The following is a 22,629-nucleotide window of genomic DNA, read 5'->3' as shown; positions in this document are numbered from 1 at the left end:
TGTACGGGACGGCGCAATCGACTCCCAGAGGTCCGGCGATCCCATGCCCCCCACTCTCGCCTCGCTCGTCCAGCACTCCGCGCTCAAGCTCACGGTCCGGGCAGGGGCGGACCGGCTCGACACGCCGGTGCGCTGGGCACATGCCAGCGAGCTCGCCGACCCCGTGCCGTACATGGACGGCGGCGAGCTCCTCCTCGTCACCGCCACGAACCTCGACGCCGAGGACCCCGAGGCGATGCGCAGGTACGTCCAGCGCCTGGCCGGCGCCGGAGTCGCCGGGATCGGCTTCGCCGTCGGCGTCACCTACGAGGACATCCCCGACGCCCTGGTCGCCGCCGCCGACGAAAGCGGTCTGCCGCTCCTCGAAGTACCCCGCCGCACCCCGTTCATCGCCATCAGCAAGGCCGTGTCGGCGGCGATCGCCGCCGACCAGTACAGGGCCGTCACCGCGGGCTTCGAGGCCCAGCGGGAGCTGACCCGGGCCGCACTCGCCGGGGACGGCCCCGGAGAACTCCTGACCCGCCTCGCCGCGTACGTCGACGGCTGGGCCGCGCTGTACGACACCTCCGGCGCCGTCGTGGCCGCGGCTCCCGAGTGGGCGGCCCGCCGCGCCGCACGGCTCACGCCCGACGTGGAGCGCCTCCGGGACCGTCCCGCCCCGGCCAGCGCCGTCGTCGGGGACACCGACGACCGGGTCGAGCTCCAGTCCCTGGGCACCGGCCGCCGCACCCGCGGTGCGCTGGCCGTCGGCACCGGGGCGGCCCTCGGGACGGCCGAGCGCTACGCGGTGCACTCCGCGGTCGCCCTGCTGACGCTCACCACGGCCCGCTCCCGCTCGCTCCAGGGCGCGGAGCAGCGCCTCGGCGCTGCGGTCCTGCGCATGCTGCTGGCCGGACAGCCCGACCACGCCCGGGCGGTCGCCGGCGACCTGTACGGGGGCCTGCTCGACGCCCCCTTCCGGCTGCTCATCGCGGAGGCCTTCACTCCGTCGGCCCCCTCCGCACCCGTCGCCACCGAGCTGCTCGCCGAGACGATGGAGGCCGCGGCCGCCCGGGCCGGCGAGGCACTGCTGATGGTCCCCGAGGGCGAACGGATCGTGGTGCTGGCCGCGGACGGCGGCGCCGCGGTCGCCGCGTGCGCCACGCACGCCGGCACGCAGGACGAGCGCCCGGCACACGAACCGGGGAAGGAGGAGGGCGACGTCGTCGTCGGACTGTCCGCCCCCAGCGGCCCCATCGCCGTCGCCGCCGCGTACAAGCAGGCCGAACAGGCGCTCTCGGTCGCCCGTCGCAGAGGCAGGGCCCTGGTCGAGCACGAGGAGCTCGCCGCAGGCTCCGTCCTGCCGCTCCTGGCCGACGACGCGGTACGGGCCTTCGCCGACGGGATGCTGCGCCCCCTGTACGAACACGACGCGAAGGGCCGCGGCGACCTGGTCGCCTCGCTGCAGGCATGGCTCTCCCGGCACGGCCAGTGGGACGCCGCCGCCGCGGACCTGGGCGTCCACCGCCACACGCTGCGGTACCGGATGCGCCGGGTGGAGGAGATCCTGGGCCGCTCCCTGGACGATCCGGACGTCCGGATGGAGCTGTGGCTGGCCCTGAAGACGACGGCCGCCTCGTCGGGGACCCCGTAGCGGGCAGGACCACGGTCGCCCGGCTCCGACAAACCGGCGCATCGCCCCTCCGGTCCGCTCCACGCCGGACAAACGTCATCCGTGCCCGGCCGACCTACCGTGGGGTCAGGAGGGTGCCTCCGCGGTGCCCGCGACCTCCCGTTCACACCCCTGAAGGGCCGGAACCGCCATGACTTCCACCCACGCCTTCTGGCTGGCCGGCCGCCAGGCCACCGGCGAGGACAGCTTCGACGTCACCAACCCCTGGGACGGCCGTCTCGTCGGCACGGTCAGCGTGCCCACCGACGCGCAGGTCGAGGAGGCCGTCGCCGCCGCGCACGCCGTGCGTGACGAGTTCGCCGCCACCCCCGCGCACGTGCGGGCCGCGGCGCTCGACCATGTGGTGCGGCGCCTGACGGAGCGCACCGAGGAGATCGCCCAGCTGATCTCCGGAGAGAACGGCAAGCCCATCAAGTGGGCCCGCGGTGAGGTCGGCCGTGCCGTCTCCGTCTTCCGGTTCGCCGCCGAGGAGGCCCGCCGCTTCAACGGCGGCGACGCCCAGCGGCTGGACACGGACGCCGGCGGGACCGGCCGCCTCGCACTGACCAGGCGCTTCCCGCGCGGTCCCGTCCTCGGCATCGCGCCCTTCAACTTCCCGCTCAACCTGAGCGCCCACAAGGTCGCCCCGGCCATCGCCGTCGGCGCGCCGATCATCCTCAAGCCCGCCCCGGCCACCCCCATCTCGTCCCTGATCCTGGGCGAGCTGCTGGCGGAGACCGACCTCCCGGCCGGTTCCTGGTCCGTCCTGACCGTGCCGAACGACAGGATGCCCGCCCTGGTCAAGGACGAGCGGCTGCCCGTGATCTCCTTCACCGGCTCCGGCCCCGTCGGCTACTCGATCATGGAGTCGGTGCCGCGCAAACACTGCACCCTGGAACTCGGCGGCAACGGCGCGGCCGTCGTCCTCGCCGACTACGCCTCCGAGGAGGACCTGGACTGGGCCGCGACCCGTATCGCGACCTTCTCCAACTACCAGGGCGGCCAGTCCTGCATCTCGGTGCAGCGCGTCATCGCCGACTCCTCGGTGTACGACCGCCTCGTCCCGAAGATCGTCGCGGCCGTCGAGGCCCTCGTGACCGGCGACCCCTCGGACGCGGCCACGGACGTCGGCCCGCTGGTCGACGAGAACGCCGCCCGCCGCGTCGAGTCCTGGGTCGACGAGGCCGTCGAGGCGGGCGCCCGGCTGCTCACCGGCGGCAAGCGCGACGGGGCCACCTACGCCCCGACGGTCCTCACCGAACTGCCCGGCACCTCGAAGATTGCCTGCGAAGAGGTCTTCGGCCCGGTCCTGTCCGTGCAGCGGACCGACGGCGAGGCAGAGGCCTTCGCCGCCGTGAACGCCTCCAAGTACGGCCTGCAGGCAGGTGTCTTCACGCACGACCTGCAGACGGCGTTCCGCGCCCACCGCGCCCTGGAGGTGGGCGGCGTGGTCATCGGCGACGTCCCCTCCTACCGCGCCGACCAGATGCCGTACGGAGGCGCCAAGCAGTCCGGCGTCGGCCGCGAGGGCGTCCGCTACGCGATGGACGACTACACCTACGAGCGGGTGCTGGTCCTCACTGGCCTGGCCCTGTAGCCCGCGCGGGAATCAGGAACAGGCCGGAGCCCGCTGTGCGGGGGCTCCGGCCTGTTCCGTACCCCTGCGGGAGTCGGTCCCAGGGGTGGTGGGGGTGGCGTGGATCGGGTACATACGGACGAGTAGTACCGATCGGTATGTGTACGTCCCGACCATCGACCCGACTCGCGGCGAGGTGAGCTCCTCATGTCCGCCCCATCCGACATCCCCCAGGCCCCCAAGGTCACCGAGCGTGAAGCACGGCAGGTGGCCGAGGCCGCCCGCGAACAGGACTGGCGCAAGCCGAGCTTCGCGAAGGAACTCTTCCTCGGACGCTTCCGGCTGGACCTGATCCATCCGCACCCCATGCCCGCCGCAGACGACGTACGGCGCGGCGAGGCATTCCTCGCCCGGCTGCGCGAGTTCTGCGAGACCCGCATCGACGGGGCACTCATCGAGAGGGAGGCCAGGATCCCCGACGAGGTCGTCAACGGCCTCAAGGAACTCGGCGCCCTCGGTATGAAGATCGAGCCCAAGTACGGCGGCCTGGGACTGACCCAGGTCTACTACAACAAGGCGCTCGCCCTCGTCGGTTCCGCCAGCCCCTCGCTCGGCGCGCTGCTCTCCGCCCACCAGTCCATCGGCGTACCGCAGCCGCTGAAGATGTTCGGCACCCAGGAGCAGAAGGACGCCTTCCTGCCCCGCCTCGCCAGTACGGACATCTCGGCGTTCCTCCTCACCGAACCCGACGTGGGATCCGACCCGGCGAGGCTCGCGACCACGGCCGTTCCCGACGGGGACGACTACGTCCTGGACGGCGTGAAGCTCTGGACGACCAACGGCGTCGTCGCCGACCTGCTCGTCGTGATGGCCCGCGTCCCGCAGTCCGAGGGCCACAAGGGCGGCATCACGGCCTTCGTCGTCGAGGCGGACTCCGAGGGCGTCACCGTCGAGCACCGCAACGCCTTCATGGGCCTGCGCGGCATCGAGAACGGGGTGACCCGCTTCCACCGCGTACGCGTGCCCGCGGCCAACCGGATCGGTCCCGAGGGCGCAGGGCTCAAGATCGCCCTGACCACGCTCAACACCGGACGCCTCTCGCTGCCCGCCATGTGCGTGGGCGTCGGGAAGTGGTCGCTGAAGATCGCCCGCGAATGGACGGCCGTGCGCGAGCAGTGGGGCAGGCCGGTCGCCCGGCACGAAGCGGTCGGCGCGAAGATCTCCTTCATCGCCGCCACCACGTTCGCGCTGGAGGCCGTCGTCGACCTCTCCTCGCAGATGGCCGACGAGAACCGCAACGACATCCGGATCGAAGCCGCCCTGGCCAAGCTGTACGGCTCCGAGATGGGCTGGCTGATCTCCGACGAACTCGTCCAGATCCGCGGCGGGCGCGGCTTCGAGACCGCCGACTCGCTCGCGGCCCGCGGCGAACGCGCCGTACCGGCCGAGCAGATGCTCCGCGACATGAGGATCAACCGGATCTTCGAGGGCTCCACGGAGATCATGCACCTGCTGATCGCCCGCGAGGCCGTCGACGCCCACCTCAAGGTCGCCGGCGACATCATCGACCCCGACAAGCCCCTCTCGGCCAAGGCGAAGGCGGGCGCCAACGCGGCGGGGTTCTACGCACGGTGGCTGCCGAAACTGGTCAGCGGGCCGGGGCAGCTCCCCAGCGCGTACAGCGAGTTCAAGGTTCCCGGGCACCCGGACCTCTCCGCCCACCTCCGGTACGTCGAGCGCTCCGCCCGCAAGCTGGCCCGCTCCACCTTCTACGCGATGTCCCGCTGGCAGGGCCGCATGGAGACCAAGCAGGGCTTCCTCGGCCGGATCGTCGACATCGGCGCCGAACTCTTCGCCATGAGCGCCGCCTGCGTCCGTGCCGAACACCTGCGCGTCAACGGCGACCACGGCCGCGAGGCGTACCAGCTCGCCGACGTGTTCTGCCGGCAGTCCCGCATCCGGGTGGAGGAACTCTTCACCCGGCTCTGGTCCAACACCGACGACATCGACCGGCGCGTGGTCGACGGAGTCCTGTCCGGTACGTACACGTGGCTGGAGGAGGGCGTCATCGATCCCAGCGGCGACGGTCCCTGGATCGCCGACGCCACCCCCGGCCCGGCCACCGGGGAGAACGTCCACCGCCCCATCCGCTGAACCGGCATCATCCCCGCGGGGCGCGTCCACTGCCTGGATTCGCCCCGCGGGTGCGCCCACCGCACGGCAAGATGGGTGCCCGTGACCATAACCAATATCCCCGGCTCCAAGTCCGTCACCGCCCGCGCCCTGTTCCTGGCCGCCGCCGCGAACGGCACCACCACGCTCCTGAGGCCCCTGCACTCGGACGACACCGAAGGTTTCACCGAGGGGCTGACCCGCCTCGGATACGGGGTGAAGCGCGAGCCGGACCGCTGGCACATCGAGGGCCGCCCCTCCGGTCCCGCCGTCACCGAGGCCGAGGTCCACTGCCGCGACGGGGCCACCACCGCGCGCTTCCTGCCGACGCTGGTCTCCGCCGCGCCCACAGGCACCTACCGCTTCGACGCCTCCGCCCAGATGCGACGGCGCCCCCTCGCCCCGCTCACCGAGGCCCTGCGCGCCCTCGGCGTCGACCTGCGCCACGAGGGTGCGGAGGGCCACCACCCGCTCCGCATCGAGGCATCGGGCGTCAAGGGCGGTGAACTGACCCTGGACGCGGGGGAGTCGTCCCAGTACCTCACCGCCCTGCTCATGCTCGGACCGCTCACCGCCGACGGGCTGCGGATCGACGTCACGGAGCTCGTCTCGGCGCCGTACATCGAGATCACCCTCTCGATGATGCGCAGCTTCGGCGTCGAGGTCGTCCGGGAGGGGAACACGTTCACCGTTCCCCCGGGCGGCTACCGCGCCACCACGTACGCCGTCGAACCCGACGCCTCCACCGCGAGCTACTTCTTCGCCGCCGCGGCCCTCACCGGCCGTGAGGTCACCGTTCCCGGCCTCGGCACGGACGCGCTCCAAGGCGACCTGCGCTTCACCGACGTCCTGCGCCGCATGGGCGCCGAGGTGCGGACCACGGCCGACGCGACGACGGTCCGGTCCACCGGCGCCCTGCGCGGTCTCACCGTCAACATGCGCGACATCTCCGACACGATGCCCACCCTGGCCGCGATCGCGCCGTTCGCCTCGTCGCCCGTGCGGATCGAGGACGTCGCCAACACCCGGGTGAAGGAGTGCGACCGGCTGGAGGCCTGCGCCACGAACCTGCGGCGGATGGGGATCACCGTGCACACCGGACACGACTGGATCGAGATCCACCCCGGCACCCCCCGAGCCACGGAGATCGCCACCCACGGCGACCACCGGATCGTGATGTCGTTCGCGGTCGCGGGGCTGCGCGCGCCCGGGATGAGCTACGACGACCCCGGGTGCGTACGCAAGACGTTCCCCGAATTCCACGAGGCGTTCGCGGAGTTCGCGGCAGGCGGCGCCGGCTGACGAAAAGGCCCGCGCACCTGCGGGACCTCGACCTCCCGCTCGATCCGGCCCGTCTCCTTCGCCACCCCGCATCCTGCTTCGTCACCGGCACCATCGGCGCGACCACCGCGCGCCGCATCTCCGCGGAGCAGCTGCGGAGGAAGTTCGGCATCGATACGCGAATCCGACCGGCATGCAGCACAATCGAGCCTCGGCGGCGGTCGGAGACTTGATCGTCACCGTCAACGGGAGAGTGGGGCAAGGATGTTCGGGGCGGGGAACCGGCGGGCCGGATGGCGGAGTGCCGCAGCCACGGGATGCGCGGTGGTGACGCTCATCGGCGTCACCGGATGCGGTGACGGCGACGGCGGCAACGACAAGGCCGGGAAGAGCCCCGCCCCCTCGTCCTCCGCCCCGGCCGCGCTCACCAAGGCGCAGCTCGAGGCGGTCGCCTTCACCGACGGGGAGAAGGCGGGCGCCTACACCGCCAACGAGTACGCCCTGGACGGGCTCCTCAGCGACGGGTACACCGCCACCCCGGCCGTCTGCCAGCCGCTCGTCAGCCTCGCCGGTGACGTCGGCGACCACGAACCGGCCGCCCAGGTGCAGCGCAGGGTCGACGTCCCCGACCAGATGCTCGGCGTCATGGTCGACGTAACCCTTCGCTCGTACGGGAACGGCGAGGCCGCGAAGGTCATGCAGTCGCTCCGCAAGGCGGGCCGGGCCTGTGCCGGGGGCCTGGTGGAGGAGCGGGCCATCGCTCGGGCCAGGTACGTGAAGGTCGAGCCCACCGGGCTGCCCGCCTTCGCGGACGAGGCCGACGAGGCGAGCGCGTACCGCTTCACCATCCTCGACGTGAAGGACAGGACCAAGCTGTACGAGTACCTCACCGTCGTACGGGCCGGCTCCACCACCCTCGCCTTCCGGGGGGAGGTCCTCGACACCAAGGACATCGGCGGGGTGCCGCAGGACATCATGGCCGCCCAGTGGAAGAAATTCCGTGCCGGGCGGGTCTGAGGCACGCGCCGACGGGGATGCCCTGTCAGCGCGCACAGAGGATGCGGCAACAATGGGGGGCATGAGCGACAGCCCCGTACCCCTCGCCGATCCGCATCTCGTATTCGACGCCGCGGACGGCCGCCGGGATCTTGTGATCCTCGGCTCGACCGGGTCCATCGGCACGCAGGCCATCGACCTGGTGCTGCGCAACCCCGACCGCTTCCGTGTCACGGCGCTGTCCGCCGCGGGCGGCCGCGTCGAGCTCCTCGCCGAACAGGCGAGGGAGCTGCGGGTGCGTACGGTCGCGGTCGCCGCCGAGGATAAGGTGCCCGCGCTGCGCGAGGCGCTGCGCGCGGCGTACGGGGCGGGTGAGCCGCTCCCCGAGATCCTGGCCGGGCCCGGGGCCGCGGCCGAGCTCGCCGCGAGCGACTGCCACACCGTGCTGAACGGGATCACCGGCTCCATCGGGCTGGCCCCCACACTTGCCGCGCTGAAGGCCGGCCGCACGCTCGCCCTCGCCAACAAGGAGTCGCTGATCGTCGGCGGCCCGCTCGTGAAGGCCCTCGCGGCTCCCGGCCAGATCATCCCGGTCGACTCCGAGCACGCCGCGCTGTTCCAGGCCCTGGCCGCCGGAAAGCGCGCCGACGTGCGCAAGCTCGTCGTGACCGCCTCCGGCGGACCGTTCCGCGGACGCACGAGGAGCGAGCTCGCCGGTGTCACCCGCGAGCAGGCCCTCGCGCACCCGACCTGGGCCATGGGCCCGGTCATCACGGTCAACTCGGCGACGCTGGTCAACAAGGGCCTGGAAGTCATCGAGGCGCATCTCCTCTACGACATTCCGTTCGACCGGATCGAGGTCGTGGTCCACCCCCAGTCGTACGTTCACTCGATGGTGGAGTTCACCGACGGTTCCACCCTCGCGCAGGCCACCCCGCCCGACATGCGGGGCCCGATCGCCATCGGGCTCGGCTGGCCCGAGCGGATCCCGGACGCGGCCCCCGCCTTCGACTGGACGAGGGCCTCCAGCTGGGAGTTCTTCCCGCTGGACACCGACGCGTTCCCGTCCGTCGGGCTCGCCCGCCACGTCGGCACACTGGGCGGCACCGCCCCGGCGGTGTTCAACGCAGCCAATGAGGAGTGCGTGGACGCATTCCTGGCAGGACGGCTGCCCTTCAACGGCATCATGGATACGGTCACCGCAGTGGTCGCCGAACACGGCACCCCTGCCACGGGAACTTCACTCGACGTCGCGGACGTCCTCGAGGCGGAGACCTGGGCCCGTTCCCGGGCCAGGGAGCTCTCGGCGAAAGCGACAGCGGAGGCGCACGCATGAGTATGACGACGATCCTGATGACGGTCCTGGGGATCGCCATCTTCGCCGTGGGTCTGCTGTTCTCGATCGCCTGGCACGAGCTGGGTCACCTGTCGACCGCCAAGCTCTTCGGCATCCGGGTGCCGCAGTACATGGTCGGCTTCGGCCCGACGATCTGGTCGCGCAAGAAGGGCGACACCGAGTACGGCATTAAGGCCATTCCCGCCGGCGGCTACATCCGGATGATCGGCATGTTCCCGCCGGGACCCGACGGGCGGCTGGAGGCGCGATCCACCTCGCCCTGGCGCGGCATGATCGAGGACGCCAGATCCGCGGCGTTCGAGGAGCTCGAGCCGGGCGACGAGACCCGGCTCTTCTACACGCGCAAGCCCTGGAAGCGCGTGATCGTGATGTTCGCCGGGCCGTTCATGAACCTGGTCCTGGCCGTCGCGATCTTCATGGGTGTGGCCATGACCTTCGGCTTCCAGACCCAGACCACGGAGGTCGCGGGCGTCCAGCAGTGCGTGATCGAGCAGAGCGAGGAACGTGACGCCTGCAAGGCCTCCGACCCGGTCTCGCCCGCCAAGGCCGCCGGGCTGCAGAAGGGCGACAGGATCGTCGCCTTCGATGGCGAGAAGATCGACGACTGGGCGACGCTCTCGGACCGGATCCGGAAGACCATCGGGCCGGCCGCCATCACCGTGGAGCGCGACGGCCGGGAGCAGACCCTGCACGCCGTGCTGCAGAAGAACACCGTCGCGAAGAAGGACGCCGACGGCCAGGTCGTCCCCAAGGCCTATGTCGAGGCCGGCTACCTCGGCTTCGCCGCCAACACGGAGATCCTGCCGCTCTCCTTCGGTGACTCGGTCGTCCGCATGGGCGACATGATCGAGAACGGCGTCGACTCGATCATCGCCCTGCCTTCCAAGGTCCCCGATCTGTGGAACGCGGCCTTCAGCGACGGAGAGCGCGCCGACGACTCGCCGGTCGGCGTGGTCGGTGCGGCCAGGATCGGCGGCGAGGTGATGAACCTCGACGTCCCGGCGCAGAACCAGATCGCGATGATGCTGTTCCTGCTGGCCGGCTTCAACCTCTCCCTGTTCCTCTTCAACATGCTGCCCCTGCTGCCCCTCGACGGCGGCCACATCGCCGGCGCGCTCTGGGAATCCCTGCGCCGCAACGTGGCCCGTGTCTTCAAGCGGCCCGACCCCGGCCCCTTCGACGTGGCGAAGCTGATGCCGGTCGCCTATGTCGTCGCCGGTGTCTTCATCTGCTTCACGCTGCTGGTGCTGGTCGCCGACATCGTGAACCCCGTCAAGATCACCTGACGCCTTCCACGTCCCGGAGGTGGCGGCCGGGCACACAGGTGGTGTCCGGCCACTCACCGTTCGGCGGTATTGCCGGACGGGGTGCGCCCGGTCTTCCTCCGGTGCCGTAACCTCGAACTCTGGAGCCCGCCGTTCTCGGGACCTCGATCCACACTGATCCACACCTTGGGGATGCTCAGCGCATGACTGCGATTTCTCTCGGAATGCCGGCCGTTCCGACCAAGCTCGCCGACCGACGGGTCAGCCGTCAGATCCAGGTCGGGTCGGTGGCGGTCGGTGGGGACGCACCGGTGTCGGTGCAGTCGATGACGACGACGCGTACGTCGGACATCGGTGCGACGTTGCAGCAGATCGCGGAGCTGACGGCGTCGGGTTGTCAGATCGTGCGGGTGGCGTGTCCGACGCAGGATGACGCGGACGCGCTGTCGACGATTGCCCGGAAGTCGCAGATCCCGGTGATCGCGGACATTCATTTCCAGCCGAAGTACGTGTTCGCGGCGATCGACGCGGGTTGTGCGGCGGTGCGGGTGAATCCGGGGAACATCAAGCAGTTCGACGACAAGGTCAAGGAGATCGCGAAGGCGGCCGGTGACACCGGCACGCCGATCCGGATCGGTGTCAACGCCGGGTCGCTGGACGCGCGGCTGTTGAAGAAGTACGGCAAGGCGACACCGGAGGCTCTCGTGGAGTCGGCGCTGTGGGAGGCGTCACTGTTCGAGGAGCACGGGTTCGGTGACATCAAGATCTCGGTGAAGCACAACGACCCGGTCGTGATGGTGAACGCCTACCGTCAGCTGGCCGCGCAGTCCGACTACCCGCTGCACCTGGGTGTGACCGAGGCCGGTCCCGCGTTCCAGGGCACGATCAAGTCCGCGGTGGCCTTCGGCGCGCTGCTCTCGGAGGGGATCGGGGACACGATCCGGGTTTCTCTGTCGGCTCCTCCGGTCGAGGAGGTCAAGGTCGGGCTGCAGATTCTCGAGGCGCTGAACCTCAAGCAGCGGCGGCTGGAGATCGTGTCGTGTCCGTCGTGCGGGCGTGCGCAGGTGGATGTGTACAAGCTGGCGGACCAAGTCAGTGCGGGGCTGGAGGGCATGGAGGTTCCGCTGCGTGTCGCGGTGATGGGCTGTGTGGTGAACGGCCCCGGCGAGGCGCGTGAGGCGGACCTGGGTGTGGCGTCCGGCAACGGCAAGGGCCAGATCTTCGTGAAGGGCGAGGTCATCAAGACCGTCCCCGAGTCGAAGATCGTGGAGACCCTCATCGAGGAAGCCCTGAAGATCGCGGAGCAGATGGAGAAGGACGGCATCGCCTCCGGCGAGCCCCAGGTCTCCATCGCGGGCTGACCCCACCACTCACTGTGCCCCGCAGGGCCCGCCCTGCGGGGCACAGCCGCGTCCGCGCCCCGTCGCCGCCCCCGGCCCGTCCCCGTCGCATCCGGCCGTCCCCTCCCGTGCGGGGGGCGCCCCGCAGCCTTGTTGGGTACAGTGCGGAAATCAGCAGACAGTATGGTGAGGCCCCCAGTGTTGACGCAGACCACTACCCGGGTCCTCGACCCCGGCGAGCTCCCTGCCGCGCTCGCCATCCTCGAGAGCGAACCTGTCGACAACGCGTTCGTGACGTCGCGCGTCCAGGTCGCGGGACTCGACCCCTGGCGTCTCGGCGGCGAGATGTGGGGCTGGTACGCCGACGGCAGACTGCGCTCGCTCTGCTACTCCGGGGCCAACCTGGTCCCCATCTGCGCGACGCCCGAGGCCATCAGGGCCTTCGCCGACCGCGCCCGCAGGGCCGGTCGCCGCTGCTCCTCGATCGTCGGCCCCGCCGGGCCCACCGCCCAGCTGTGGCGCCTGCTGGAACCGAGCTGGGGTCCCGCCAGGGAAGTCCGGCCCAACCAGCCCCTCATGGTCACCGAGAGCCCGTCCGCCGAGGTGGCGCCCGACCCGCTCGTGCGCCGCATCCACAAGGAGGACATCGACGTCCTCATGCCGGCGTGCGTGGCGATGTTCACCGAGGAGGTCGGCATCTCGCCGCTGGCCGGTGACGGCGGGCTGCTCTACCAGGCACGGGTCGCCGAGCTGATCACCACCGGCCGCTCCTACGCCCGCATCGACGACGGCAAGGTCGTCTTCAAGGCGGAGATCGGCGCGGCCACCTCACGGGCCTGCCAGATCCAGGGCGTCTGGGTCGCCCCCGAATTCCGGGGCCGCGGTCTCTCCGAGACGGGCATGGCGGCCGTCCTGCGGTACGCGCTGGCCGATGTGGCACCGGTCGTCAGCCTGTACGTGAACGACTACAACACCGCGGCACGCAGGGCGTACAGCCGCGTCGGCTTCCGTGAGACCGGTGCGTTCATGAGCGTGCTGTTCTGACCGGGCGGCACGGCCAGTAGGGTTCCCGCATGGCAGCAGCGCACCCCGCATCCCCCCGGGACTCCGGGGCCCCCGGCATCGTGGTCGGTCCGCTCGACCTCGCCGCACGTGTCGATGAGGCCCTGGCCGTGCAGGCCGTCGCCTTCGGGCTCTCCCAGGACGAGATCGACGTACGCCGCCACATCGTGCTCAGGCACCTGGACCACCCGCAGGCCCGCGCCCTCGGCGCCACGACCCCTGCCGGGCGGCTCGTCGGATTCGTCTACGGCCTGCCGAACAACCGGGCCCACTGGTGGTCCACCGTCGTGGAGCCCTACCTGCGCGCCACGGGCTCCTCGCAATGGCTCGACGACTCGTTCGTGATCACCGAACTCCACGTCCATCCGGAGTTCCAGCAGCGCGGCCTCGGCCGCAGCCTGATCACCACCATCACGGACGCCGTCGACCTGCCCCGGTCCATCCTCTCGGCGATCGACACGGAGAGCCCCGCACGCGGCCTCTACCGCGCCCTCGGCTACCAGGACCTGGCCAGGCAGGTGCTCTTCCCCAGCGCGCCCAAGCCCTACGCGGTGATGGGTGCGCCGCTTCCGCTGCGCCGCCGATAGCGAATCGATTTCCGCCCGCGCGTACCGCCCCGCTAACCTCGGCCTCATCACCCTTCCGAGCAGGAGTTCATCATGGCCCAGGTCCAGCGCATGTCCCGATTGATGATCAAGACACTGCGCGATGACCCGGCCGACGCCGAGACGCTCAACCACAAGCTCCTCGTCCGGGCCGGATACGTACGTCGCACCGCCGCCGGAATCTGGTCCTGGCTCCCGCTCGGCAAGAAGGTCCTGGAGAACATCACCCGCGTCGTCCGCGAGGAGATGGACGCCATCGGCGGCCAGGAGGTCCTGCTGCCCGCGCTCCTCCCCAAGGAGGCGTACGAGGCGAGCGGCCGGTACGACGAGTACGGCGACCTGCTGTTCCGGCTCAAGGACCGCAAGGGTGCCGACTACCTCCTGGGCCCCACCCACGAAGAGGTCTTCACCCAGATCGTCAAGGACATGTGCTCGTCCTACAAGGACCTGCCCGTGATCCTCTACCAGATCCAGACCAAGTACCGCGACGAGGCCCGTCCCCGCGCCGGTGTGCTGCGCGGCCGTGAGTTCCAGATGAAGGACTCGTACTCCTTCGACACCACCGACGAGGGTCTCGCCGAGGCGTACCGGCTCCACCGCGCCGCGTACATCCGGATCTTCGAGCGCCTCGGCCTCGACCACCGCATCGTCTCGGCCGTCTCCGGAGCCATGGGCGGCTCGGCGTCCGAGGAGTTCCTGGCGCCCGCCCCGGCCGGCGAGGACACCTTCGTCGACTGCCCGAACTGCGACTACGCCGCCAACACGGAGGCCGTGACCTTCAAGGCCACGCCCGTCGACGGTTCCGCGGTCGCCCCCGTCGAGGAGCTGGACACCCCCGACACCCCGACCATCGAGACCCTCGCCGCCCACCTCGGCGTCCCGGCCTCCGCCACCCTGAAGAACCTCCTGGTCAAGGTCGACGGCGAGATCGTCGCCGTGGGCGTGCCCGGCGACCGCGAGGTCGACCTCGGCAAGCTCGGCGAGCACCTCGCCCCCGCCGTCGTCGAGCTCGTCACCGCCGAGGACTTCGTCGGCCGCCCCGACCTGGTGCGCGGCTACGTCGGCCCGCAGGGCCTGGAGAAGGTCCGCTACATCGCCGACCCCCGCGTCACCTCCGGCACGGCCTGGATCACGGGCGCCAACAAGGAGGGCAAGCACGCGAAGAACGTCGTCGCGGGCCGTGACTTCGAGGTCGACGACTACCTCGACGTCGTCGTCGTCGAGGCGGGCGACCCCTGCCCCGAGTGCGGCACCGGCCTCCAGGTGGACCGCGCCATCGAGATCGGCCACATCTTCCAGCTCGGCCGCAAGTACGCCGACATCTTCAACCTCGACGTCCTCGGCCAGCAGGGCAAGCCCGTCCGCGTCACGATGGGCTCGTACGGCATCGGTGTCTCCCGCGCGGTGGCCGCACTCGCCGAGCAGACCGCCGACGACAAGGGCCTGTGCTGGCCCCGCGAGATCGCCCCGGCCGACGTGCACGTCGTCGCCGCGGGCAAGGCGCTCCAGACCGAACTGGCCCTCGAGGTCTCCGAGAAACTGAACGCCGCGGGCCTGCGCGTCCTGGTCGACGACCGCCCGGGGATCTCGCCCGGCGTCAAGTTCACCGACTCGGAGCTCATCGGTGTCCCGAAGATCCTGGTCGCCGGCCGTCGTTCGGCCGAGGGCGTCCTGGAGCTGAAGGACCGCCGCACGGGCGAGCGCGAGGAGCTCACCGTCGACGAGGCGATCGCCCGCCTGAGCGACCGGGGCTGATCCGCACCGCACCCCGCGGACACACGAGAGGCCCCCACCGGGTGGGGGCCTCTCGCGTACGTACGGGGTCGTTACAGCCAGCCCGCGAACTCCAGGGTCAGCTCGCCGTCCTGCCGACGCCCCGCCGTCAGCGCACGGGTGCCCGACTCCACGGCCCGGAACAGCGTCCAGCCGTGCAGCCGTGCCTGGTCCAGCTCCAGCGACTCCGCGAGCTTCTTGATCCGCCGGCGTGCCGTCACCGCGCCGCCGGGCGAGGCGATCAGGTCCTCGACGCGGTCGCGCACGAGCCGTGCGAGGTCGTAGGCGCGCTCGCCCACCAGCGGCTCGGGGCCCACCGCCAGCCACGGGGCACGCTCACCGGACAGCACCTTGCTCTGCCGGAAGTTGCCGTGCAGCAGCAGGAGTTCGGGGGAGTGCGCGACCAGTTCCTCGCGGGCCGCCAGCGCGGCCGAGACGAGGCCGCCGAGCTCCGGTTCCGCCGCCGCGACCGCCCGCATCGGTTCCGTCTGCCGGGCGGTACGCTCCGCGACGGTCTCGAAGGGGTGCCCGGCCGGCGGGTCGATCCACAGCCGCCGTACCGTGCCCGAGGCCTCCAGCAGCGCCTTCGCCTCAGGAAGGGAACGCAGGGACACCTCGTGGTGCAACCGCTCCAGCAGGAGGCTGTCACCCGCCGCCGTGCCGCCCTCGGGCGACAGGAGCTGCACCGCACCCCAGCCGTTCCAATGGGCGAGCGCGGCCCGTTCGAGCGAGGGCGCGGCACCGGGCGGCGCGATCTTCAGCACGGCGGGCGTGCCGTCCGGCCGGTGCACGAGGAGGGCGAGGCTGCTGCGGCCGCCCGGGGCCACGACCCGTTCGAGCGAGACCTGGTGACCCGCTGAGGACAGCGCCTCCTCGGTGAGTGCGGGAAGCCGCGCGAGCCATTCGGCGGCGGCCGCGTCCCCGTACGTCTCGCCGAGCGCTCGCACCAGCCGCTGCGGCGGTTCGAAACCCATACGTGCCCAGTTCCCTTTCGAAGCTTTCTCAGTGCGTGACAGCCGCGGCGCCGGCCTCGGCGGTCTCGTCCGACGGGCGTGCGGCGGCCTTCTCGACGAGCCCCGGAAAGGCTACGCCGGTGCCGCGCCAGCGCACCGACCGCACGGCGGCCTCCCTCAGGGCAGCTGCGGCTTCCTGCCGCAGGGGCCCGTGGGCGGCGCGTACGAGATCGGAGTAGACGCCCGCGATCCGGTCCTCCAACAGGGCGGCGAGCCGCACCGCCGCCGCCGGATCCCGTACCGCGAACGGCAGAGCGTACGCGGCGTCGGCCGCCACCGGAGCACCGCCCAGGTCGCGGACCCTGCGCACCAGGGCGTCGCGCCGGGCGCGGTGGGCGTCGTGGGCCGCCGTGGCGTCGGTACGGCGGCGGCCCTCCAGCCGGCCGCCCAGCACCCCGTACCCGTACACGGCGGCGTGCTCGGCGGCGAGCGCGGCCTGTGCTGCCGGCAGGGTCATCCGCCCGGCATCGTCCTCCGTCTGCCCGGACTCCCCGGTCCGCCCGGCCTCTTCGGTCATGACGAGGACTCCTTGGCCAGTTCGGTCAGAAGATACGCGTGGGCCGCGCCGGCCGCGGCGACCGAGGCCAGCAGCCTGGCCAGCTCCGGCCCCGCCTTCAGAAGGGTTCTGGTGTGGGCGTCGGCCACGCGCCGCTCCTCGGCCGCCAGCGCCTGCAGGGCGGCCTTCGCGCCGGTGGCTCGAACCGTCGGCGACGGCTGGGCGGTGCCCTTCGGCGGGCCTCCCAGGGCCGATGTGTGCTCCTGGACCGCGGACCGCAGGGGGGCGAGCCCGGCCGCGGTCACCGGGTGGGCGGTCACGACCTCGTCGTACCGGGCGAGCAGCGCGGAACTGGTGCGGGCGGCAGCCGCCCGCAGCGCCGTCTGCGTCCGGGCCGCCGCTGCCCGGGCGTCGGCACTCGCGTCCCCCCGTTGTCCGCCGGAGTCCTCGTCGGACCCGCAGCCGGTCAGCACCGCACCCAGTGCGAGCGCTCCGGTAGCGGTGAGCGCACTCCTGCGCGTCGTCCCCGTGCGCCGCACTTGTCTCCTTCGGGCCTGGTTTGTGACCGATTCTGACCTGAAGTGATCACTGCAGGCGAGCGTACCCGCGGACAGGCGGGAGGCGGACGGCAACACCCCTGCGGACCGGATACCCTTTGACCAGACACGCGACGATCCCCACAACAGCACACGCGGCCGAGGAGTCACCCGGATGAGCACCACCCAGAGCGAGAGGCTGCGCGCACTGATCGAACCGCTCGTCAGCGCCGAGGAGCTGGACCTCGAGGAGATCGAGGTGTCCCGGGCAGGCCGCCGCCGGGTGCTGCGGGTCATCGTGGATTCCGAGGACGGCGTCGAGCTCGACACGTGCGCCGAGCTGAGCCGCGCGATCTCCGTGACGCTCGACGAGAGCGACGCGATGGGCGAGGGCGAGTACGTCCTCGAAGTGAGCTCTCCGGGCGCCGACCGCCCGTTGACCGAGCACCGCCACTACGTACGCGCCATCGGCAGGCTGGCGAAGCTGGGCCTGAACGACGGCGACGAGCTGGTGGCCCGCATCCTCGCAGTCGACGACGAGGGACTCGATCTCGAAGTGCCGGGCGTCAAGGGCCGCAAGCCCACGTCGCGCCGAATCGCCTTCGACGAGATCGCCAAGGCGCGCGTGGAGATCGAATTCAACCGCAAGGACAAGAAGGAAGAGGAGGCGTAGCCGTGGACATCGATGTGAAGCTTTTGAAGGGCTTGGCGCAGGACAAGGAGATCCCCTTCGACGTGCTCGTCGGGGCGATCGAGGCAGCCCTCCTCATCGCGTACCACCGCACCGACGGCAGCCGGCGCCGGGCCCGGGTCGAGCTGAACGAGCGCGGTCACGTGACGGTGTGGGCCAAGGAGGACCCGGCCGACCTCGAAGAGGGCCAGGAGCCCAAGGAGTTCGACGACACCCCGTCCGGCTTCGGCCGCATCGCGGCGACCACCGCCAAGCAGGTCATCCTGCAGCGCCTGCGCGACGCCGAGGACGACAAGACGTTCGGCGAGTACGCGGGCCACGAGGGCGATGTCGTCACCGGCCTGGTCCAGCAGGGCAAGGACCCGAAGAACGTCCTCGTCGACATCGGCAAGATGGAAGCGATCCTGCCGGTGCAGGAGCAGGTGCCGGGTGAGGAGTACAAGCACGGTCTCCGGCTGCGTACGTACGTCGTACGGGTGGCCAAGGGTGTGCGCGGTCCGTCCGTGACCCTGTCGAGGACCCACCCCAACCTGGTGAAGAAGCTCTTCGCGCTGGAGGTTCCGGAGATCGCGGACGGTTCGGTGGTCATCGAGGCCATCGCCCGTGAGGCCGGTCACCGCAGCAAGATCGCCGTACGGTCCACCCGGGCCGGGCTCAACCCCAAGGGCGCCTGCATCGGCCCGATGGGCAGCCGTGTGCGCAATGTCATGGCCGAGCTGCACGGCGAGAAGATCGACATCGTGGACTGGTCGGACGACCCGGCCGAGATGGTCGCCAACGCACTGTCACCCGCTCGGGTGAGTCAGGTCGAGGTCGTGGACCTCGCCGCGCGCTCCGCCCGGGTCACCGTGCCCGACTACCAGCTGTCGCTGGCGATCGGCAAGGAAGGGCAGAACGCCCGCCTGGCGGCCCGCCTCACCGGCTGGCGCATCGACATCCGCCCGGACACCGAGACCGACGCCGAGCGGGACGTCGCCGACCGTGAGCGCGCCGAGCGCGCCCGGGAGCGGTCCGAGCGCGGCTGATCCGTTCCGCCCGGGGTTCCGGGGCGGTCCCAGGGAATAGATCGAGGCGTCCTGTCGCTGAGATCACGACAACATCCGTTCGATTTTTGCCCCAAAGGGGTGAGGTCGGTGCGGGGAGGTAGACTTAAACGTGTCTGGCCGGACGCACGCCCGCGCTTGCCCCGAACGAACCTGTGTGGGATGCCGGGAGCGAGCGGCCAAGAGCGAGCTGCTGCGCATCGTGGTGGACGAGGGTGAAGTAGTCCCTGATCCACGCGGTACGCTGCCCGGCCGGGGTGCGTACGTGCACCCGGTCTCTGTCTGTCTCGACCTGGCGGTCCGCCGCCGGGCATTCCCCCGGGCCTTCAAGGCCAAGGGGCCGTTCGATTCCGCGGCACTGCAGCGGTTCGTCGAGCGGGTGACACCGTAAGAAAAGTGAACGGCACGGGTCCCCGTGCGGTCAGGTACCTCGCGAGTTGGAAGTAGGTCGAGATTGCGATGAGCACTCGATGAGTACGCGATGAGTACGCCCATGAAGTAGCGACGGTCCGGCGGTAACCCGGACCTAAAAGGAGCGAAGTGGCTAAGGTCCGGGTATACGAACTCGCCAAGGAGTTCGGGGTTGAGAGCAAGGTCGTCATGGCCAAGCTCCAAGAACTCGGTGAATTCGTCCGTTCGGCGTCCTCGACGATCGAGGCGCCGGTTGTACGCAAATTGACTGACGCACTGCAGGGTCCCGGTGGCAACGCCGGCAAGTCCGCTGCAAAGCCTGGCGCGCCCCGCAAGGCCGCCCCCGTGAAGCCCGCAGCGCCCTCCCCGGCCGCTGCGGCACGTCCTGCTGCCCCGAAGCCCGGCGCACCGGCTCCCAAGCCGGCCGCTGCCGAGACCCCGGCGAGCAGCACCCCCGCAGCACCTTCCGCGCCGTCTGCGGGCCCGCGTCCGGGTCCGAAGCCCGCGCCGAAGGCTGCCCCGGTCACCCCGGTGCCCGCCGCCGAGTTCTCGGCTCCGGCACCGGCCCAGTCGGCCGCACCCCAGCAGCCGCAGGCCCCGCGTCCCGCGGGTGCCACCCCCGGCCCCCGCCCCGCCCGTCCGGCTCCGGCCGGCGGTCAGCGTGACGGTGGCCGCGGTGGCGAGCGTGGCGGCGAGCGCGGCGGCGACCGTCCGGCACGTCCCGCAGGCCAGGGCGCACCCCGCCCCGGCGGCACGCGTCCGGCGGGTCCCCGTCCGGGCAACAACCCGTTCACCTCCGGTGGCTCCACCGGCATGGCGCGCCCCGGCGCGCCCCGTCCCGGCGGCGCCCCGCGTCCCGGCGGCGGTCAGGAGCGCCCCGGCGCTCCCCGTCCGCAGGGCGGCGCGGGTGGCCCCGGTGGCGCACCGCGCCCGCAGGGTCAGGGTGGTGCCCGTCCGTCTCCGGGCGGCATGCCCCGTCCGCAGTCCCCGCGTCCCGGCGGTGCCCCCGCCGGTAACCGTCCGAACCCCGGCATGATGCCGCAGCGTCCCGCCGCGGCCCCGCGTCCCGGTGGTGGCCCCGGCGGCGGCCGTGGTCCCGGTGCCGGTGGCGGTCGTCCCGGTGGCGGCGGCGGCGCAGGTCGTCCCGGTGGCGGCGGCTTCGCCGGCCGTCCGGCCGGTCCCGGTGGTGGCGGCGGCGGCTTCGCCGGTCGTCCCGGTGGTCCCGGTGGCGGTGGCGGCGCAGGCCGTCCCGGTGGCGGCGGCGGCTTCGGCGGTCGTCCCGGCTTCGGTGGACGTCCCGGCGGCCCGGGTGCCCGTGGTGGCACACAGGGTGCGTTCGGCCGTCCCGGCGGTCCCGCGCGTCGTGGCCGTAAGTCGAAGAGGCAGAGGCGCCAGGAGTACGAGGCCATGCAGGCCCCGTCGGTGGGCGGCGTCATGCTGCCCCGTGGCAACGGACAGGCTGTCCGGCTGTCGCGCGGTGCTTCCCTCACCGACTTCGCCGAGAAGATCAACGCCAACCCGGCGTCGCTCGTCGGCGTGATGATGAACCTCGGCGAGATGGTCACTGCCACGCAGTCCGTCTCCGACGAGACGCTGAAGATGCTCGCGGACGAGATGAACTTCGTCCTGGAGATCGTCAGCCCCGAGGAGGAGGACCGCGAGCTGCTCGAGTCCTTCGACATCGAGTTCGGCGAGGACGAGGGCGGCGAAGAGGCCCTGGTCTCCCGTCCGCCGGTCGTGACCGTCATGGGTCACGTCGACCACGGTAAGACCCGACTGCTGGACGCGATCCGCAAGACGAACGTCGTTGCGGGCGAGGCCGGCGGCATCACGCAGCACATCGGTGCCTACCAGGTCGGCGCCGAGGTCAACGGCGAGGACCGCCGGATCACCTTCATCGACACCCCGGGTCACGAGGCGTTCACCGCCATGCGTGCACGTGGTGCGAAGTCCACCGACATCGCGATCCTCGTGGTGGCGGCGAACGACGGTGTGATGCCCCAGACGATCGAGGCGCTGAACCACGCCAAGGCGGCCGACGTGCCGATCGTGGTCGCGGTCAACAAGATCGACGTCGAGGGTGCGGACCCGACCAAGGTGCGCGGTCAGCTCACCGAGTTCGGTCTGGTGGCCGAGGAGTACGGCGGCGACACGATGTTCGTCGACATCTCCGCCAAGCAGGGCCTCAACATCGAGGCTCTTCTGGAGGCCGTCGTCCTCACCGCCGACGCCTCGCTCGACCTGCGGGCCAACCCGGAGCAGGACGCGCAGGGTATTGCGATCGAGTCCCACCTCGACCGCGGCCGCGGTGCCGTTGCGACCGTCCTGGTCCAGCGAGGCACGCTGCGGGTCGGCGACACGATGGTGGTCGGCGACGCGTACGGCCGAGTCCGCGCGATGCTCGACGACAAGGGCGAGAACGTCGAGGAAGCGGGTCCCTCGACCCCCGTCCTCGTGCTGGGTCTCACCAACGTCCCGGGTGCCGGCGACAACTTCCTGGTCGTCGACGAGGACCGTACGGCCCGTCAGATCGCCGAGAAGCGTGCCGCTCGTGAGCGCAACGCCAACTTCGCCCGCAAGGGTGTCCGGTTCTCCCTGGAGAACCTGGACGAGGCGCTCAAGGCCGGTCTGGTCCAGGAGCTCAACCTCATCATCAAGGGCGACGCGTCCGGTTCGGTGGAGGCTCTCGAGTCCTCGCTGCTCCAGCTCGACGTCGGTGAAGAGGTCGACATCCGGGTCCTGCACCGCGGTGTGGGTGCGGTCACCGAGTCGGACATCGACCTGGCGACCGGCTCCGACGCCATCGTGATCGGCTTCAACGTGCGCGCCGCAGGGCGTGCCGCGCAGATGGCCGACCGCGAAGGTGTGGACGTCCGGTACTACTCGGTCATCTACCAGGCGATCGAAGAGATCGAAGCGGCCCTCAAGGGCATGCTCAAGCCGGAGTACGAAGAGGTCGAGCTCGGTACGGCGGAGATCCGCGAGATCTTCCGCTCGTCCAAGCTGGGCAACATCGCCGGTGTGCTGGTCCGGTCCGGCGAGGTCAAGCGCAACACCAAGGCGCGCCTGCTGCGCGATGGCAAGGTCATCGCGGAGAGCCTCAACATCTCCGGTCTGCGCCGCTTCAAGGACGACGTCACCGAGATCCGCGAAGGCTTCGAGGGCGGTATCAACCTCGGAAACTTCAACGACATCAAGATCGACGACGTCATCGCGACGTACGAGATGCGCGAGAAGCCGCGAGGCTGATCCGCAAGGGATTCCCGGGGGGAGACCCCCGGGCCTCCCGCACGGTCGGGGCCGGTCGACGGGTCGTATTTCCGTCGATCGGCCCCGGCCGTTCCGTGTACGGTTCTTGTGT

18 protein-coding genes are annotated in these 22,629 nt (G+C 71.2%); 15 read left to right on the top strand and 3 right to left on the bottom strand.

Features of this window, described 5'->3' with window-relative positions:
• Positions 1–43 precede the first annotated feature (43 nt).
• The 11 genes from ACFW9O_RS28560 (at position 44) to ACFW9O_RS28510 (ending at position 15,060) form a co-directional block, all read left to right on the top strand.
• Positions 44–1,633 (top strand): PucR family transcriptional regulator, encoded by a 1,590-nt coding sequence (locus ACFW9O_RS28560; RefSeq protein ID WP_384613323.1) that lies wholly within the window; start codon positions 44–46, stop codon positions 1,631–1,633.
• 169 nt (positions 1,634–1,802) lie between these two features.
• Complete coding sequence (locus tag ACFW9O_RS28555; protein WP_384613322.1) at positions 1,803–3,248, top strand: aldehyde dehydrogenase family protein; 1,446 nt, start codon at positions 1,803–1,805, stop codon at positions 3,246–3,248.
• A gap of 186 nt (positions 3,249–3,434) precedes the next feature.
• Positions 3,435–5,381, top strand: a complete 1,947-nt coding sequence (locus tag ACFW9O_RS28550; protein ID WP_384613320.1) for an acyl-CoA dehydrogenase family protein — start codon at positions 3,435–3,437, stop codon at positions 5,379–5,381.
• 81 nt (positions 5,382–5,462) lie between these two features.
• Complete coding sequence (gene aroA / locus ACFW9O_RS28545) at positions 5,463–6,701, top strand: 3-phosphoshikimate 1-carboxyvinyltransferase (RefSeq protein WP_384613319.1); 1,239 nt, start codon at positions 5,463–5,465, stop codon at positions 6,699–6,701.
• A gap of 303 nt (positions 6,702–7,004) precedes the next feature.
• Entirely contained in the window at positions 7,005–7,697 is a 693-nt protein-coding gene (locus ACFW9O_RS28540) for a hypothetical protein (protein ID WP_384613317.1), read from the top strand.
• 52 nt (positions 7,698–7,749) lie between these two features.
• On the top strand, positions 7,750–9,012 hold the full coding sequence (dxr, locus tag ACFW9O_RS28535) for a 1-deoxy-D-xylulose-5-phosphate reductoisomerase (protein ID WP_384613315.1): 1,263 nt from the start codon (positions 7,750–7,752) through the stop codon (positions 9,010–9,012).
• Positions 9,009–10,319, top strand: coding sequence for a site-2 protease family protein (locus tag ACFW9O_RS28530; protein ID WP_351179346.1), 1,311 nt, complete (start codon positions 9,009–9,011; stop codon positions 10,317–10,319). Before dxr ends, ACFW9O_RS28530 begins: the two co-directional genes overlap by 4 nt.
• Before the next feature lie 182 nt (positions 10,320–10,501).
• Positions 10,502–11,659 (top strand): flavodoxin-dependent (E)-4-hydroxy-3-methylbut-2-enyl-diphosphate synthase, encoded by a 1,158-nt coding sequence (ispG, locus tag ACFW9O_RS28525; RefSeq protein WP_384613313.1) that lies wholly within the window; start codon positions 10,502–10,504, stop codon positions 11,657–11,659.
• Between the two features lie 162 nt (positions 11,660–11,821).
• Entirely contained in the window at positions 11,822–12,682 is an 861-nt protein-coding gene (locus ACFW9O_RS28520) for a GNAT family N-acetyltransferase (protein ID WP_351181125.1), read from the top strand.
• 29 nt (positions 12,683–12,711) lie between these two features.
• A complete protein-coding gene (locus tag ACFW9O_RS28515) occupies positions 12,712–13,287 on the top strand; it encodes a GNAT family N-acetyltransferase (protein WP_351181128.1) in 576 nt (191 codons plus the stop codon).
• A 72-nt stretch (positions 13,288–13,359) separates the two neighbouring features.
• On the top strand, positions 13,360–15,060 hold the full coding sequence (locus ACFW9O_RS28510; protein WP_384613311.1) for a proline--tRNA ligase: 1,701 nt from the start codon (positions 13,360–13,362) through the stop codon (positions 15,058–15,060).
• 71 nt (positions 15,061–15,131) lie between these two features.
• On the opposite strand, the gene ACFW9O_RS28505 is transcribed toward ACFW9O_RS28510, so the two are convergent.
• Genes ACFW9O_RS28505 through ACFW9O_RS28495 form a run of 3 tightly spaced genes read right to left on the bottom strand, consistent with a single transcriptional unit; the run spans position 15,132 to position 17,126 of the window.
• Positions 15,132–16,052: an aminoglycoside phosphotransferase family protein gene (locus ACFW9O_RS28505; protein WP_384613310.1), complete on the bottom strand. Its 921-nt coding sequence runs from the start codon at positions 16,050–16,052 to the stop codon at positions 15,132–15,134.
• A 28-nt stretch (positions 16,053–16,080) separates the two neighbouring features.
• The gene (locus ACFW9O_RS28500; RefSeq protein ID WP_384613308.1) at positions 16,081–16,608 is read right to left on the bottom strand and encodes a ferritin-like domain-containing protein; all 528 of its coding nucleotides are present in this window, start codon (positions 16,606–16,608) and stop codon (positions 16,081–16,083) included.
• Positions 16,605–17,126, bottom strand: coding sequence for a hypothetical protein (locus tag ACFW9O_RS28495; protein ID WP_384613306.1), 522 nt, complete (start codon positions 17,124–17,126; stop codon positions 16,605–16,607). Before ACFW9O_RS28495 ends, ACFW9O_RS28500 begins: the two co-directional genes overlap by 4 nt.
• 172 nt (positions 17,127–17,298) lie before the next feature.
• Here ACFW9O_RS28495 and rimP point away from each other — a divergent pair, with 172 nt between their 5' ends.
• The 4 genes from rimP to infB all read left to right on the top strand — a co-directional run bounded on the left by rimP (position 17,299) and on the right by infB (position 22,517).
• On the top strand, positions 17,299–17,796 hold the full coding sequence (gene rimP / locus ACFW9O_RS28490) for a ribosome maturation factor RimP (protein ID WP_351181140.1): 498 nt from the start codon (positions 17,299–17,301) through the stop codon (positions 17,794–17,796).
• A 2-nt stretch (positions 17,797–17,798) separates the two neighbouring features.
• Positions 17,799–18,839 carry a transcription termination factor NusA gene (gene nusA, locus ACFW9O_RS28485; RefSeq protein ID WP_384613304.1) on the top strand — a complete coding sequence of 347 codons (1,041 nt, stop codon included), beginning with the start codon at positions 17,799–17,801 and terminating at the stop codon, positions 18,837–18,839.
• A 130-nt stretch (positions 18,840–18,969) separates the two neighbouring features.
• Positions 18,970–19,248, top strand: a complete 279-nt coding sequence (locus ACFW9O_RS28480; protein ID WP_329206847.1) for a YlxR family protein — start codon at positions 18,970–18,972, stop codon at positions 19,246–19,248.
• Between the two features lie 149 nt (positions 19,249–19,397).
• Positions 19,398–22,517 carry a translation initiation factor IF-2 gene (gene infB, locus ACFW9O_RS28475; protein WP_384613301.1) on the top strand — a complete coding sequence of 1,040 codons (3,120 nt, stop codon included), beginning with the start codon at positions 19,398–19,400 and terminating at the stop codon, positions 22,515–22,517.
• Positions 22,518–22,629 lie beyond the last annotated feature (112 nt).

The organism is Streptomyces sp. NPDC059499 (assembly GCF_042749285.1).
Taxonomy (GTDB): Bacteria; Actinomycetota; Actinomycetes; order Streptomycetales; family Streptomycetaceae; genus Streptomyces.
This window is presented reverse-complemented; position numbering and strand designations above follow the sequence as displayed.

Coding starts and splice junctions, on each gene's coding strand:
- ACFW9O_RS28560 (WP_384613323.1), top strand. CDS start 44: ATGCCCCCCACTCTCGCCTCGCTCGTCCAGCACTCCGCGCTCAAGCTC.
- ACFW9O_RS28555 (WP_384613322.1), top strand. CDS start 1,803: ATGACTTCCACCCACGCCTTCTGGCTGGCCGGCCGCCAGGCCACCGGC.
- ACFW9O_RS28550 (WP_384613320.1), top strand. CDS start 3,435: ATGTCCGCCCCATCCGACATCCCCCAGGCCCCCAAGGTCACCGAGCGT.
- dxr (WP_384613315.1), top strand. CDS start 7,750: ATGGGGGGCATGAGCGACAGCCCCGTACCCCTCGCCGATCCGCATCTC.
- ACFW9O_RS28530 (WP_351179346.1), top strand. CDS start 9,009: ATGAGTATGACGACGATCCTGATGACGGTCCTGGGGATCGCCATCTTC.
- ispG (WP_384613313.1), top strand. CDS start 10,502: ATGACTGCGATTTCTCTCGGAATGCCGGCCGTTCCGACCAAGCTCGCC.
- ACFW9O_RS28520 (WP_351181125.1), top strand. CDS start 11,822: ATGGTGAGGCCCCCAGTGTTGACGCAGACCACTACCCGGGTCCTCGAC.
- ACFW9O_RS28515 (WP_351181128.1), top strand. CDS start 12,712: ATGGCAGCAGCGCACCCCGCATCCCCCCGGGACTCCGGGGCCCCCGGC.
- ACFW9O_RS28510 (WP_384613311.1), top strand. CDS start 13,360: ATGGCCCAGGTCCAGCGCATGTCCCGATTGATGATCAAGACACTGCGC.
- ACFW9O_RS28505 (WP_384613310.1), bottom strand. CDS start 16,052: ATGGGTTTCGAACCGCCGCAGCGGCTGGTGCGAGCGCTCGGCGAGACG.
- ACFW9O_RS28500 (WP_384613308.1), bottom strand. CDS start 16,608: ATGACCGAAGAGGCCGGGCGGACCGGGGAGTCCGGGCAGACGGAGGAC.
- rimP (WP_351181140.1), top strand. CDS start 17,299: ATGAGCACCACCCAGAGCGAGAGGCTGCGCGCACTGATCGAACCGCTC.